Genomic DNA, 14743 nt, shown 5'->3' with positions numbered 1-14743 from the left:
GAGTCCCACGCGATGCTCGCAAATCCCCGCCAGGAGCGGGATGACGGATGCCGGATCAGCCTCTTGTGCGTGAAATCGGTTTCTGCGATGCTCGGCCCATTCGAGCAAAGGAGCACGATGACCACGACGTCTGCACACCCGGGACCGGCGCTCGCCGCGGCCCCGACGGCCGAGACACCGGGAGCGGCGGAAACGGTCGCCCCGGACGAGCAGGGGGTCCGGGCCCGACCCTGGTCGGGCCTCCGGGTCCATCCCGCCACCGACACGGTCGCGGCCTTCCCGCTCGGTGGCATCGGGACGGGCAACGTGTCCGTCGGCGCGCGCGGCGAGTTCCGGGACTGGGAGATCGCGAACCACCCGGACAAGGGGACCTGGCTCCCGTTCACGTTCTTCGCCCTGCGCGCGGCGGTACCCGGCCGTGCCGCCGTGACCCGGGTGCTGGAGTCGCGCCTGCCGGGACCCCATGAGGGCGATTCGGGCTACCACATCGGCAAGGTCGCCGGACTGCCGCGGTTCGCCGGCAGCGCGATGCGGGGCGAGTACCCGCTGCTCCGGATCGACCTCACCGACGACGCGGTCCCCGTCGACGTCGAGATGACCGCGTTCACGCCCCTCGTGCCCCTCGACGTGGACGCCTCCGGGCTGCCGGGCGCCGTGATCCGCTACCAGGTGCACAACCCCCTGGACACGCCGGTCGAGGTGAGCGTGGCCGGGTCCATGTCGAACCCGATCGGGCATCGGGGGCACGACATGTTCCAGGCGCCGGTGGTCGAGGGGATCCCGACCGTGACGGGCCGTCGCGAGCCCGGACTCACCGGACTGGTCTTCGGCACGGACCTGCCACCCGAGCACCCGCGGTACGGCACCGCCATGCTGGCGACGACCGACGCCGACGCGACCATGACGGAGCAGTGGCCCGTCGACCGCTGGCAGGACGGCGTCCAGCTGTTCTGGGACGACTTCACCGAGGACGGTCGCCTGGAGCCGCCGATCGCCTTCACCCTCGAGGACGAGACGGACGTCACGCGGCTCCCGCGTCAGCGGGTCGGCAGCCTCGCCGTCGCACACGTCCTGGCACCGGACGAGACCCACACGTTCGAGTTCCTGCTCACCTGGCACGTCCCGAACCGGCCCCGCGCGTGGCAGGGCAACTGCGGCCTGCCGAACACCCACGAGGACCAGGTCGTCCGCAACCACTACGCGACCCGACACACCGACGCCTGGGCGGTCGCCGAGCACCTGACCGGGTCCCTCGAGGCGCTCGAGCGCGACACCCTCGCGTTCCACGACGCCCTGTTCGACTCGACGCTGCCGCCGGAGGTCGTCGACGCGGTGTCGTCGACGCTCGTCGCGCTGCGGAGCACCACGTGCCTCCTGCTCGACGACGGTTCGGAGGAGGGCCGGTTCGCCGCGTGGGAGGGCAGCTTCGACCACGTCGGCAGTTGCGAAGGCACCTGCACGCACGTCTGGAACTACGCGCAGACCGTGGCGAACCTGTTCCCGTCACTCGAGCGGAGCGCACGGCGGACCGAGTTCCTCGACGAGACGCTGCCCGACGGCCGCATGCGGTTCCGCACCAACGCGGTCTTCGGCAACGACCCGCACGAGTTCCACCCTGCGGTCGACGGCCAGATGGGGACGATCGTGCGGTTGTACCGCGAGTGGCGGTTCAGCGGCGACGACGGGTTCCTCGCGGAACTCTGGCCCGCGGCGCAGCTGGCGCTCGAGTTCGCGTTCCGGACGTGGGACGCGAACGGCGACGGCGTGCTCGACAGCGAGCAGCACAACACGTACGACATCGAGTTCCACGGCGAGAACTCCCTGGCGAACTCGATGTTCTTCGCGGCCCTCCGGGCAGCGGCGGCGATGGCGGAGCACCTCGGCGACCAGGCCGCGGTCGACCGGTACCGGGAGGCGGCCGAGCGGGGCGCGGAGCGGATGGACGCACTGCTGTTCAACGGCGAGTACTACGAGCAACGGACCGACGACGTCGATGCCCACCGCTACCAGTACGGGACCGGGTGCCTGTCGGACCAGCTGTTCGGCCAGACCCTCGCGCACCTCGCGGGGTTGGGACACGTCCTGCCGGAGGACCACGTCCGGAGCGCGGTGCGTGCCGTGTACGAGCACAACTTCCGGAGGGGGTTCGCCGACTTCCACAGCGTGCAGCGCACGTACGCGCTCGACGACGACCGCGGCCTGCTGCTCTGTTCGTGGCCGCGTGGGGGTCGGCCACGGATCCCGTTCGTGTACAGCGACGAGGTCTGGAGCGGCATCGAGTACCAGGTCGCGACCACCCTCGTGTACGAGGGACTCGTCGACGAGGCGCTCGAGCTGGTGCGCGCGGTCCGCGACCGGTACGACGGCCGGAAGCGGAACCCGTGGAACGAGGTGGAGTGCGGGAACCACTACGCCCGGTCGATGGCGAGCTGGGGCGTCCTGCTCGCCTTGACGGGGACTGCCTGGGACGCCACGACGGGCACGCTGCACCTCGCGCCACGTGCCGCCGCGGTGCGCGACGGCGTCTTCCGCTGCCTCGTCACCACGGCCCGCGGGTGGGGCGAGGTGGTCGTCGACGACGGGCAGGCGCGCCTGCTGCTCCGTGGGGGCGTGCTGGACGCGCGCTCGGTCACGGTCGACCTGGAGGCGGCGGGTCGCTTCGGCAGCGGACCGGTCACGCTGGCGGCGGGCGACGTCGTCGAACTCGAGCTCCGCGACTGACGCGGGTGCCGGCCTGCCCGCCGGCCGGCACCCGCCGGCCGGCGGGCAGCGCCGCGAGCCCGCCGTCCGGCACCCCTGCCCGTCGGTCGGCGCCCGCGCCGGGTCGTCGGCCGGTACCGGGCTGCTCAGCTCGCGCGCGGAGCAGCGCCGGAGCCGAGGTGGACCTCCATGGCGTCGTGCGTGGGTGCCGGAGGACGGGCGGCGGTCGGTCGGTCCAGGTAGAAGAACGCGGTCGAGGCGATGTCGTCGTGGAGGGGCAGGTACCGGCCACCACTCCGCCAGCCCAGGGCCTGGATGTCGACCCGCGGCAGTCCCGTCCGGAAGGTGATCGGGTCGGCCAGGTGCCACCGGTACATCCCGAACCGCTGTTGGCTGTCGTAGAGCCCGTCGGGACGGATGACCTGCGGCATCCCGAGGTACGGCGTCGAGAAGGCGGTGTACCCCTGCCCGGGCACGTCGAAGTTCCACGCGCCGCCGAAGTAGTCCTCGGTGCCCGTGCCGCAGATCGTGGGGTGGTCGGTGTCGTCGTCGATCCAGAACTTGATCTCACCCTCGCCCCACCAGCCCGGCGCGTTCGCCCCCCACGCCAGGTAGGTCCCCGCGTAGTGGCCGCGTCCTTCGACGCCCTCGAGCAGCACGTGCGTCTCGCCGTCCGGCAACGGGTTGCTCCGGCGCCACTGCGCGTGCAGGTAGGCGGCGTCGTCACCGACGTCCCCGAGCTCGTAGGTGACCTGGAAGTACACCCGTGCGGGCACCGTCGACGTGTTCTCGAGGGTCAGGTGCGCGTTCCGCCGGAACGGCATGGGCCAGTAGCTGTTGAACCCGCCGTTCGGGTTCGCCGCGACGACCTGCGACGACACCTGGGCGAAGCGCCCCCAGCCGGAGCAGAAGAAGTCGCCGTAGGGAACCTCGATGGCCGGCTCGTCGGCGTCGTCCCACGTCGCGCGGAGGACGAGGGTGCGCCAGTGGTCGGTGTGCGTCGTGATCCAGAGGTGGGTGATCCGTCCGGGGCCGGTGATCCCCGCCAGGTCGTACGTGGCGCCCGGGGCGACGTCGACGCTCGGCGACACCTTCCAGCCCGGCCCGAGGTCCCGGGCACTCTCGGCACCGGTCCCGTCCGTCGCACGGCCGCCACCCCCTCGTGCGCCGTCGGGGTTCTCCGGACTGATCGACCGGGTCTCGGTCCGTCGGATCGTGGCGATGTCGTGCAGCATCAGGGGTCCTTCCACGTCGGGGTCGGCAGCCCGCACGGCCCCGCCGCACACTGCCGTGGGTGCAACCGATTTCAGAGACCGTGCGCCGCACTGTATGGTTCGCGGGACGGGGTGTCAACGACGGGAGGGCCGAGGTGGCGACGACGATCTACGATGTGGCGTCGCGCGCCGGGGTGTCGCCGGCGACGGTCTCCCGCGTGTTCAACGGCTCGAACGTCTCCCCCGACAAGGTGCGCCGAGTGCGCCGCGCGGCGGAGGACCTGCAGTTCACGCCGAACCGGACCGCGAGGACGCTGCGGCGACGGAACTCCGAGGTCATCGCACTCGTGATCCCGGACATCGAGAACCCGTACTTCACCGAGATGGCGCGTGGGGTCGCCGACGTCGTCAACGACGCCGGCTACTCGGTCGTGCTCTGCAACACCGACGAGTCGGTCGAACGCGAGGCCGAGTTCCTCCGCATCGCCGAGTCCGAGAACATGGCCGGCATCATCGTCGCCCCCGCGTCGGCGATGTCGGACCTCGGCGGTGTCGTCGCGCGGGGACGGCCGGTCGTCGCGGTCGACCGGCCGAGCCGCGACGACGTCGACGTGGTCACCATGTTCAACCGCGAGGCCGGGCGCGAGGCCACCGAGCACCTCATCGGTGAGGGGTACCGGCGCATCGCCTGCATCACCGGCCCGGCGGACGTCTCGACCGCCGTCGAGCGCGCCGGTGGGTGGTCCGACGCCGTCGCGCGAGCGACCGGCCACGCGCCGGAGGACGGGCTGCTGTGGCACTCGGACTTCCGGGTGGACGGCGGTGTGTCGGCCATGGAGGCCCTGCTCGCGTTGCCGGAACCGCCGGACGCGGTGGTGGCGGCGAACAACCTCATGGGGGTCGGGGTGCTCCAGGTGCTCGACGAGCACGGGCTCTCGCCGCTCCGCTTCGGCGTCGCCGTCGTCGGCGCGCTGCCGTTCACGACGATCTCCCCCCGGGCCGTCACGATCGTGCGTCTGCCGGCCGGCCACATGGGGGCGACCGCCGCGCGGCTCGTCCTCGAACGGATCGCCGGAGACACCCAGCCGTCCCGCACGATCGTCCTCCGGCACACGGTGGAACCGGCCGGACCGCGCCTCCAGGGCCCCTGATCCGGCCGGCCGGACCGCGCCTCCAGGCCCCCTGATCCGGCCGGCCGGATGGGCGCCGGAAACACCTTGACGGTGAAATCGATTTCGTGCACAATGGCGGAGCGCCCCGGTCAACGTCGACCGGACGCAGGAGCGGGAGCCCTCATGCGCAACAGCCTCGAACACCCCCTCAGCACCGTCCGGCGCGTCGACGTCCTCGACCGTTCGGTCGGCGACCGTGCCGCTGGGGCACGACGATGACCACCGTCCTGCCGACCGCGGTCCCACGGCCCGTCGCGGAACCGGACACGGTCTACCTGGTCGCGAGCGGCGACCTCCGCGAGAGCGCGAACACGGCCACCTGGCCCACGCAGGCCCGGATGGAGGCCGCGATCACCGACGCCGTCGCGGCCATGGGCCGCCGCGTGGTGCGGGCGCTCCCGGTCGACCCGGTGACGGGGCACGGCCTCATCTCGAGCCAGCGGATGGGCATGGAGGTGTTCCGCGGCATCCCGACCGACGCTCCGCTCGTCGTCGCGATCGCGGGGTGGCAGTACTCCCACCACGTGCTCGCCGGTCTGCGCGACCACGCCGGCCCGGTGCTGACCGTCGCGAACTTCGTCGGTGACTGGCCCGGACTCGTCGGACTGCTCGGCCTGAACGGCGGCCTGACCAAGGCACGGATCCCCTACTCCACGCTCTGGAGCGTCGACTTCACCGACCGCTGGTTCCTCGACGGCCTGCACACGTGGCTCGAGACCGGCTCGGTCACCCATGACACGTCGCACGTCCATGAGCTCCCGGACATCCCCGCGGGCGCCGCGCGCGACCTCGGTGTCGCCGTGGCCGACGTCCTCCGCACCGACAAGGCGATCATCGGTGTGTTCGACGAGGGCTGCATGGGGATGTACAACGCGATCATCGACGACGAGGTGCTCAACCGCCTCGGGGTCTACAAGGAGCGGCTGTCGCAGTCCGCCCTGTGGGCCGAGATGCAACGCGTCCCCGACAGCGAGGCCGACGCGGTCCGACGCTTCGTCGAGGAGCGGGGGTTCACCTTCCGCTTCGGTGCGGACGAGGCGACGGAACTCACCGAGCGGCAGGTCCGCTGGCAGTGCGCGATGTACGTGGCAGCGCTCCGGATCGCGGACGACTTCGGCCTCGACGCCGTCGGCATCCAGTACCAGCAGGGGTTGAAGGACACGTGCCCGGCGTCGGACTTCGCGGAGGGCCTCCTCAACGACCCGGACCGGCCGCCGGTCACGAGTCGTGACGGCAGCCGCGTGCTCTACGACGGACTCGCCCTGCCGCACTTCAACGAGGCCGACGAGGGTGTCGCCGTCGACGCGCTCGTCACGAACCGCGTCTGGACGGCCATGGGCCTCGACCCGTCGACCACGCTCCACGACATCCGCTGGGGTGAGGAGTTCGAGGGGGACTTCACCTGGGTGTTCGAGATCTCCGGCTCGATCCCGCCGTCGCACGTCGACGGTGGGTACGCCGGCGCGGAGGGATGGCGGCAGGACCGCGTCTTCTTCCCGCTCGGGGGATCGACGATCCGCGCGGTGTCGAAGCCGGGCGAGATCGTGTGGTCCCGCGTGTGGCTCGACGGGCAGGACCTCCAGATCGACATCGGCCGCGGCACCGCGGTGCGCCTCCCGCCCGAGGAGTCCGAACGCCGGTGGGCGGCGACGAACCCGGAGTGGCCGATGATGCACGCCGTGCTGCACGGCGTCAGCCGCGACCAGCTCATGGCGCGGCACCGGGCGAACCACCTCTCGGTGGTCTACGCCCCCGACGCGGCCACCGCCGACCGGGCGCTCGTCGCGAAAGCGACCGCGTTCGACCGACTCGGCGTCCGGGTCCACCTGTGCGGCGACGTCGCGGTCTGAGTCCCGCGCCCCTCCCCCACCCATCGGTCGAACCCGAGGAGCACCATGACGAGCACCTCCAGCACCGGTCTCAGCCGACGCGGCTTCCTCACCGGAGCCGCCGGCGTGGCCGCCGCCGCCGCCGCCGCCGCCACCACGATCTCCCTCGCCGGATGTTCGACCCGCGCGTCGAGCGCGGACGAGCCACTGCAGTTCTGGCAGTTCTACGCGCCACTGTCCGGGACCGGCCAGGTGAAGACGCAGAGCGACTGGTTCGAGAAGGCCGTGCGCGACTGGAACACCCGGCACCGCCAACAGGTCCGGAACGTGTACATCCCGAACTTCACCGACCCGTCGAACACACGGCTGGCCACGGCCTTCGCGTCCGGCGACGGCCCCGACGTGTTCCTGATCAGCCCGGGCGACTTCCTCCGCTACTCGAACGGCGGAGCGCTGCTCGACCTCGCGCCGTACATGACGCAGGAGGCCATCGACGACTTCGACCCCGACATCCTCGCGACGCGCCGGATCGGCAAGGGCGTCTACGGGCTGCCGATGGAGGTCGAGCCGCTCGCGATGTACTACAGCGTGCCGGCCTGGGAGAAGGCGCACCTGAGCGAGGGCGACATCCCCAGGACCTGGGACCAGATGCTGAACGTCGCGCACCGGCTCACGACCGACAAGCAGTCCGGGCTCGTGTTCGAGACGGTGCCCGGCTACTTCCAGAACTTCACCTGGTACCCGTGGATGTGGCAGGGCGGCGGTGACGTCGTCGACGAGCACCAGAAGCCGTCGTTCGACAGCGCGCCGGTCACCGCGGCGCTCGAGCTCTTCGGCCGGTCGGTGTCGACCGGGGTGGCGCCGCGGACCGATCCGGCCGCAGGGGACCTCCCTGGCGCCTTCGCCGCGGGCTACGCCGCCATGTGGCAGTCGGGCATCTGGCAGGTCGCGGGGTTCCGCGGCGAGCAACCGAAGTTCGACTACGGGATCTTCCCGCTCCCCACGCCGCCCGGCGGGACCCCACGGACCGTGCTGGGCGGGTGGGCCTGGTGTGTGAACGCGCGCGGACGGAACCCCGAGGCCGCCGCGAAGTTCGTCGTCGAGACCGTCGGCAGCATGGCGGACGACAGCGTCCAACGGTTGGTCGACTGGTGCACGGTCGCCAAGTCCGACATGCCGCCACGGCGGTCCGTGGACCGGGTGATGCAGGCGAAGGGCGCGTACGACGACGCGAAGCTCAAGTTCTTCCACGACGTCGTCCTGCCGACCGGTCGCGGTGAGCCGCGGTACCCACCGGTCGTGTACAAGGCGATCTCCGACGCGATCCAGCAGGTGCAGGCAGCCGGCGGCGACGCTGCAGGACAAGCGGCGCGGGCCGAGTCCGCCATCGAGGCATTCATGCAGACCTACCAGGGAGCGACGCTGCTGTGACCACCACCATCCGCGCGGACCGGACGACGACGTCCGGGACCGGCCCCGCCGCGGCACCGCCGCGTCGGCGAACGGCAGGACGCGCACGCGCCCGCCGAGAGGGCTTCGCAGCACTGCTGTTCCTGCTGCCCGACTCCCTCGGCCTGCTGCTGTTCGTCTTCATCCCGATGGTCATCGCGATCGTGCTCGGGTTCTTCCGGCTCGACGGCTTCGGCAACCTGACGTACATCGGCGTCCAGAACTACGTCCGGATGGTGCACGACCCGGCGTTCCTCCAGAGCGCGGGCGTCACCGTGACGTACCTCGTCGTGCTCGTGCCGTCGGTGTTCGTCGTGTCGCTGCTCCTCGCCCTGCTCGTCCAGCAGCGGATCCCGTTCATCGGCGCCATCCGCAGCGCCCTGTTCGCGCCCTACGTGATCAGCCTCGTCGTCGTCGGGCTCATGTGGCAGTTCCTGCTCTCGGACAAGGTGGGCTACGTCAACCAGCTGCTCGCGACCGTCGGGGTGCACGGGATCTCATGGCTCGGCGACCCGCGGTACACGCTCGGCACCGTCGTCGTGATCAGCATCTGGTTCCAGATGGGCTACTACATGGTGATCTTCCTGTCGGGGCTGCAGGACATCCCCGCGGAGCTGTACGAGGCGGCCCGCATCGACGGCGCGACCGCGTGGCAGCGGTTCTGGTCGATCACCTGGCCGATGCTCCGGCCGACGGCGCTCTTCGTGCTCATCACGGTCACGATCGCCGTCATCACGGGCGGCTTCGACCTCATCTACATCCTGACCGGCGGCGGGCCGGCCGACTCGACCTCGCTGCTCATCTTCTACATCTACCAACAGGCGTTCCTCTACGGCGAGTACGGGTACGCGGCGGCCATCGGGTCCGTCCTCGTCCTCGTCCTCCTCGCCTGGAGCGCGTTCATGTTCCGCATCACGAAGGGAGGGCGGATCGATGACGAGTAGCGATCTCCGCATCGACGACCCAGCGGTGTCCGTGTCGGCGCAGACGGGCGACGCACGCGCGCCGCAGCTGCGGCGGACGCGCGAACGGCGGTGGACGCGGAAGAACACGATCCTGTTCGTGGTCGGCGTCGTCGTCGGTGTCCTCGCGATCTTCCCGCTCGTGTACATGGTGCTCAGCTCGTTCAAGGGCGAGTCCGAGATCTTCAGCGGCTCGTTGCTCCCGGCGCACTGGACCCTGTCGAACTTCGTCTACGTCTTCACGCAGGTCCCGTTCGCGCGGTACATGCTCAACAGCGCGTTCGTCTCGGCGGTCGTGACGGTCGCGGCACTCTGGTTCCACTCGATGGCCGCGTACGCACTCGCCCGCCTGCGGTTCCGCGGTCGCGAGACGGTGTTCCTCATCATCTTCTCGACGCTGCTCGTCAGCCTGCCGGTCGTCCTGATCCCGGAGTTCGAGATCGTCCGGCTCCTCGGCATGCTCGACAGCTACTGGGGCCTGATCGTGCCGTCGATCTTCAACGCCTTCGGGATCTTCCTGCTCCGGCAGTTCTACATGGGACTCCCCGACGAGCTGGAGGAGGCCGCACTCGTCGACGGCGCGGGGTACTGGCGGATCTACTGGAGCGTCGTGCTCCCCCTGTCCCGGCCGATCCTGTCCGCGCTGGCGGTGTTCTTCTTCCTGGCGAACTGGAACTCGTTCGTGTGGCCCCTGACCATCACGTCGAACCCGAACCTGCGCGTGGTGCAGGTCGGGATCGCGACGTTCCACCAGCAGTACGCCTCGTCCGAGAGCTACATCGTCGCGGCGTCGACCGTGGCGGCGATCCCGACACTGCTCCTGTTCTTCTTCTTCCAGAAGCAGATCACCGAGTCGATCAAGACGGCCGGGTTCAAGTGATCGTCGGGCGGCCCGCTGGACCCGCGGACAGGAGCGGGCGGACGACGGCCGGGCCGAGGGGCTGCTGAACGGCCCCGCGCCGGCGAGGTGTTCGGTCTATTCGCAGACGCCAGTGGTGGCGCCGGTCGCGGATCCCAGTGTCCCCGGGCGTTCCACGCGTTTCGGGGATCCGTTCCACGGCACCGAAGTTGGTGGAGGTCCAGCCCAGTGCAGCTCTGCCCAGGCCCTGCTTCCGCCGTGAGTAGAACACTAGGCGGCGCGCTCCGGACTGATTCATGGGTCGACGCGATGGCGCGATGCTGACTTGGTAGCGCCGCGCGACGTCATCGTCCGTGGCGTCCCGCCACGCTTGCCTCAAAGCTGCATCCCACGGCACGAGGAACTCGCCCGCGAGCCAGTCGGCTTCCTCTTCCTGGTCCGCGCCGGCTCCGCACTTTCGATCGAAGTTCACTACGGCGGAGTGCTTGTGCTCGAGGATGATGTGGCTGACCTGTTGCTCAGCGCCTCGGGAAGCCGTGGAAATCGTTCTCGACGATCAGCTGCTTGTGCTCGACGTGGGTGACGAGCCCGGAGAAAGCTGCGCGCGGCTGACGAGCCCGCTCCAGATCAGCCTCGGCACGCGCGAGCCCGCTCACGCCGGACCTCGATCCCCAGACGCGACCTCCATGTCACCTCATTCGGCACCGCCGACGCGTTCGATGCTTCTCGCCGCTCCGACATCGCCACGCTTCGACCACACCGAGCCGCCTCCGCGACTCAACAGGGCTGTTCTCTCGGGACGCCCACACACGCCAACCTCGGACCCGACTCAGCCGCACCGGGACTGGCGTTCGTGCTTCGAACCGCGGTGACGGTCTGCAGGAGCCGCCTAGGACTCCACCAATGGCAAGGGTCGTCCACCGCTGCCGGCCAGGACGCGCCCGGCTAGGGACGGTACTCGTCTCGCTTCTTGAACTCCGGGCTGAGGCCGGGCCCAGGTCCGGTAGCGCCCCTTGAGCCCAAGGAAGTCATCACTCCTGCCAGGGCCTGAAGGACATGAACCACTATCCGCGCTGCGGCGCGCACCGAGAGATTTACATTGCACCGTCCTGCCACGTGCTGGATCCTAGGCCTCCACGGCTGCCTGCCCGGCCGGCTCCGCCTCCAGGATTCGAACCCGGACCCCACAGCTCCAAAGGCTGATGTGCTGCCATTACACCAAGGCGGACCACGCCCGAAGGCGCCCCGACATCATCCCATGCAGCATCCGCCGCCCCGTGCGTCCGCCGACCAGCGCCACCATCAGCCGGCCGGGAGGCCCGCCACCAGCCCGCACCGCCCCTCCCGTCCAGCGACCGACCGGACCACCCGCCGGCCGGGAGGCCCACCACCAGCCCGCGCCGTCCCTCCCGTCCGCCGCCACCGCTGCCATGATGGACGGATGCCGCAGGAGGACGAGGTCGACCGCATCGTCGCGGCGTGGCATCGCGAGCGACCGGACCTCGACTTCGCGCCGCTGCACGTGCTGTCGCGGGTGGGGCGGCTCGCCCGGCACCTCGACCGCGCGCGGCGGACGGCGTTCGCGGCCGGGGACATGGAGTCGTGGGAGTTCGACGTCCTGTCGGCGCTGCGCCGCGCGGGCGAGCCGTACGAGCTCAGCCCGAAGGCGCTGCTGCAGCAGACCCTGGTGTCGAGCGGCACGATGACGAACCGCGTGGACCGCCTGGCGGACCGGGGGCTCGTCGAGCGGCGAACGGACCCGAGCGACGGCCGAGGCGTCCTCGTCACGCTGACGCCCGAGGGTCGGACGGCGGTCGACGCCGCGATCGCGGGACTGGTCGAGGCCGAGGCGGCGATCCTCGCGGACCTCTCCCCCACCGACCGGACGCAGCTGGCGGGGCTGCTCCGCTCGCTGAGCATCAGCCTGGGCGACTGAACCATGCGCACGGTCCAGTCGTTCCTGACCGAGACGATCCCGCGGGTCGTCGAGCCGGTTCTCGACGCGATGCTCACGCCCGAGGAGCGGGAGTCGGTCCAAATCGGGATCGTCACCGCACTGCCGGGCAGGAGCCCGTTCCGCCAGCCCTCCGACGGCACCTGGATCCGCATCGGCGCGGAGTTCGTCCCCGACGCGCTGGCAGCGCCCGAGGAGCGCGTTCCGCTCCGGCTCGACGCACCGCTCGGCGAGAACGAGCACCTGCTCGAAGTCACGATGGCCGACGAGAGCGTCGGGATCTTCCTACAGGAGGACGAGCCCGACGACCGCTTCGCCTGGCGCTTCGCCAACGACGTGCAGGACTTCGTCGCCGAGAGCCGGTTCGCGTGGGGACACCTCCGCCCGCTGCCGGACTGGGTGCACGATCCCTGGGCCTGACCCCGACTGCGCGCCCCGACGACAACTGCGCGGTCGTCAGCGCGTCGCACTTGTCGTCGGCACGCGCAGTCATGCCGCGCCGCGCCCCGCCCCGCCGGCCCGGCCCCGCCCGTCGCGCCCGCCCGGCCCGCCCGGCACCTACGCCCCGAGCAGCTCCGCCACCTCGAGCCACCGCGTCTCGAGCTGCTCGAGCTCCGCATCGACCGCCGCGAGCTTCGCCTGCAGGTCCCCGAGCCCGGCGTAGTCCGCCTGGTCGTGGGCCGCGAACGCGTCGAGCACCTGCTGCCGGTCCTGCCCTGCGCGGGCGATGCGCCGGTCGAGCGAGGACATCTCCTTCTCGGCGGCCCGCCGGTCCGCACCGCTGACGGCCGGGAGGCCCGCCGCCGGGCCCGCCCCGTCCCTCCCGGCCGACGCCGAACCGGCACCCGCCGCACCGGCACCCGCCGCACCGGCAACAGCGCCACCGGCACCCGCGGAACCGGCGCCCCCGCGTGCGCCCGCATCGGCCGCCGCGGCCACCCGTGCCGTCGCCGCGGACGCGTCCCGCGGTGCGGCCGACCCGGCCGCACGGAGCCGCATGTACTCCTCGACCCCACCGGGCAGGTGCCGGAACCGGTGCCCGAGCACGGCGTACTGCTGGTCGGTGACGCGTTCGAGCAGGTACCGGTCGTGCGAGACGACGAGCAGGGTGCCGGGCCACGAGTCGAGCAGGTCCTCCATGGCGGCGAGCATGTCGGTGTCGAGGTCGTTCGTCGGCTCGTCGAGGATGAGCACGTTCGGCTCGTCGAGCAGGATGAGCATGAGCTGGAGGCGCCGCTTCTGCCCGCCGGACAGGTCCTTCACGGGGGTCGACAGCTGGGCCGACGAGAACCCGAGGCGCTCGAGCAGCTGCGACGGCGTCATCTCCTTGCCGTCGGCGACGTACGTGGTCTTCTTGCGACCGACGACCTCGCGCACGCGGTCGTCGGCGTACTGCTGCAGGTCGGCGAGCTGCTGGTCGAGCATCGCGATCTGCACGGTCTTGCCGGTCTTGACCTTGCCGCTCGTCGGCTGCACCGTGCCCGAGACCAGGCCGAGCAGCGTCGACTTGCCCGCGCCGTTCGGGCCGAGGATGCCGGTCCGCTCCCCCGGCGCGATCCGCCACTCGACGTGCTCGAGGACTGGCTCGGGCGTCTCGGGCCACTGCACGCCGGCGTCGAGCACGTCGACGACGTCCTTGCCGAGCCGCGCGGTCGCCATCTGCGACAGGGCGACGGTGTCGCGCACGGGCGGGACGTCGGCGATGAGCTCGTTCGCCGCGTCGATGCGGAACTTCGGCTTGCTCGTACGGGCCGGCGCACCACGGCGGAGCCACGCGAGCTCCTTCCGCATGAGGTTCTGTCGGCGCGACTCGGTCGCGGCGGCCATCCGGTCCCGCTCGACCCGCTGCAGCACGTACGCGGCGTACCCGCCCTCGAACGGCTCGACGATGCCGTCGTGGACCTCCCACGTGGTCGTCGACACCTCGTCGAGGAACCACCGGTCGTGCGTCACGACCACGAGGCCGCCCTGGTTCGCCGCCCACCGCTTCCGGCAGTGCTCCGCGAGCCAGGCGATGCCCTCGACGTCGAGGTGGTTCGTCGGCTCGTCGAGGAACAGCACGTCCCAGTCGCCGACCAGGAGGCGCGCCAACGCCACCCGACGCCGCTGCCCGCCCGACAGGTCGTCGACCAGGCCGTCCCAGTCGACGTCCGCCACCAGACCGCTGATGACGTCGCGGATCCGCGCATCGCCCGCCCACTCGTGCTCGGCCAGGTCACCCACCACGACGTGGCCGACGGTCTCGCCCGCGGGCAGGTCGTCGCGCTGGTCGAGGAACCCGACGGTCACGCCCCGACGCTGGGTCACCCGGCCCCCGTCGGGCTCGATGCGCTGCGCGAGCAGGCTCATGAGCGTCGACTTGCCGTCGCCGTTGCGTCCGACCACGCCGATCCGGTCGCCCTCGTCGATGCCGAGCGACACGCTGTCGAAGACGACGCGCGTCGGGTACTCGAGGTGCAGGTTCTCAGCGCCAAGCAGATGTGCCACCCCTTGAGGGTAGGCGGACGGGGCCGTGCGCGCGGTCGCGGCCCCGCTCCTCCCCTTCGTGCACGTCCCCGAGTGGGCGGCCCGAGCGCGCATCCCCGAGTGCGCGTCCCGACGACA

Annotated in this window: 12 protein-coding genes and 1 tRNA gene; 8 read left to right on the top strand and 5 right to left on the bottom strand. The window is 71.1% G+C overall.

Going from position 1 to position 14743, the window contains the following annotated elements; genetic code table 11:
• Window positions 1–117: 117 nt before the first annotated feature.
• The gene (locus tag DEI82_RS12615) at window positions 118–2721 is read left to right on the top strand and encodes a GH116 family glycosyl-hydrolase (protein WP_181435206.1); all 2604 of its coding nucleotides are present in this window, start codon (window positions 118–120) and stop codon (window positions 2719–2721) included.
• A gap of 125 nt (window positions 2722–2846) precedes the next feature.
• Here the strand turns inward: DEI82_RS12615 and DEI82_RS12610 are convergent, their stop codons facing one another.
• Window positions 2847–3935 (bottom strand): glycoside hydrolase family 172 protein, encoded by a 1089-nt coding sequence (locus tag DEI82_RS12610; RefSeq protein ID WP_111037116.1) that lies wholly within the window; start codon window positions 3933–3935, stop codon window positions 2847–2849.
• A gap of 134 nt (window positions 3936–4069) precedes the next feature.
• Between DEI82_RS12610 and DEI82_RS12605 the strand changes: the two genes are divergently transcribed.
• From DEI82_RS12605 to DEI82_RS12585, 5 genes are all read left to right on the top strand, one after another.
• On the top strand, window positions 4070–5065 hold the full coding sequence (locus DEI82_RS12605; protein WP_111037114.1) for a LacI family DNA-binding transcriptional regulator: 996 nt from the start codon (window positions 4070–4072) through the stop codon (window positions 5063–5065).
• Between the two features lie 236 nt (window positions 5066–5301).
• Entirely contained in the window at window positions 5302–6936 is a 1635-nt protein-coding gene (locus DEI82_RS12600) for a fucose isomerase (protein WP_111014057.1), read from the top strand.
• Between the two features lie 45 nt (window positions 6937–6981).
• Complete coding sequence (locus DEI82_RS12595; RefSeq protein ID WP_111037112.1) at window positions 6982–8346, top strand: ABC transporter substrate-binding protein; 1365 nt, start codon at window positions 6982–6984, stop codon at window positions 8344–8346.
• Window positions 8343–9308 carry a carbohydrate ABC transporter permease gene (locus DEI82_RS12590; protein ID WP_258372059.1) on the top strand — a complete coding sequence of 322 codons (966 nt, stop codon included), beginning with the start codon at window positions 8343–8345 and terminating at the stop codon, window positions 9306–9308. The genes DEI82_RS12595 and DEI82_RS12590 overlap by 4 nt, the downstream gene beginning before the upstream one ends.
• The gene (locus DEI82_RS12585) at window positions 9298–10206 is read left to right on the top strand and encodes a carbohydrate ABC transporter permease (protein ID WP_111037110.1); all 909 of its coding nucleotides are present in this window, start codon (window positions 9298–9300) and stop codon (window positions 10204–10206) included. Before DEI82_RS12590 ends, DEI82_RS12585 begins: the two co-directional genes overlap by 11 nt.
• Here DEI82_RS12585 and DEI82_RS16680 read toward each other — a convergent pair.
• From DEI82_RS16680 to DEI82_RS12575, 3 genes are all read right to left on the bottom strand, one after another.
• A complete protein-coding gene (locus tag DEI82_RS16680) occupies window positions 10199–10684 on the bottom strand; it encodes an ImmA/IrrE family metallo-endopeptidase (protein WP_375334630.1) in 486 nt (161 codons plus the stop codon). The genes DEI82_RS12585 and DEI82_RS16680 overlap by 8 nt on opposite strands.
• Before the next feature lie 19 nt (window positions 10685–10703).
• On the bottom strand, window positions 10704–10841 hold the full coding sequence (locus tag DEI82_RS16260; RefSeq protein WP_181435204.1) for a hypothetical protein: 138 nt from the start codon (window positions 10839–10841) through the stop codon (window positions 10704–10706).
• Window positions 10842–11341: 500 nt separating this feature from the next.
• Window positions 11342–11413 (bottom strand) — tRNA-Gln (locus DEI82_RS12575).
• A 213-nt stretch (window positions 11414–11626) separates the two neighbouring features.
• Here DEI82_RS12575 and DEI82_RS12570 point away from each other — a divergent pair.
• A complete protein-coding gene (locus DEI82_RS12570; RefSeq protein WP_111037106.1) occupies window positions 11627–12121 on the top strand; it encodes a MarR family winged helix-turn-helix transcriptional regulator in 495 nt (164 codons plus the stop codon).
• A gap of 3 nt (window positions 12122–12124) precedes the next feature.
• A complete protein-coding gene (locus DEI82_RS12565) occupies window positions 12125–12559 on the top strand; it encodes a hypothetical protein (RefSeq protein ID WP_111037104.1) in 435 nt (144 codons plus the stop codon).
• 138 nt (window positions 12560–12697) lie between these two features.
• Here the strand turns inward: DEI82_RS12565 and DEI82_RS12560 are convergent, their stop codons facing one another.
• On the bottom strand, window positions 12698–14626 hold the full coding sequence (locus tag DEI82_RS12560; protein ID WP_111037102.1) for an ABC-F family ATP-binding cassette domain-containing protein: 1929 nt from the start codon (window positions 14624–14626) through the stop codon (window positions 12698–12700).
• Window positions 14627–14743 lie beyond the last annotated feature (117 nt).

This window comes from Curtobacterium sp. MCBD17_019 (assembly GCF_003234555.1).
Taxonomy (GTDB): domain Bacteria; phylum Actinomycetota; class Actinomycetes; order Actinomycetales; family Microbacteriaceae; genus Curtobacterium.
The sequence above is the reverse complement of the archived record's forward strand: the minus strand, read 5'-3'. Positions and strand labels throughout refer to the sequence as shown.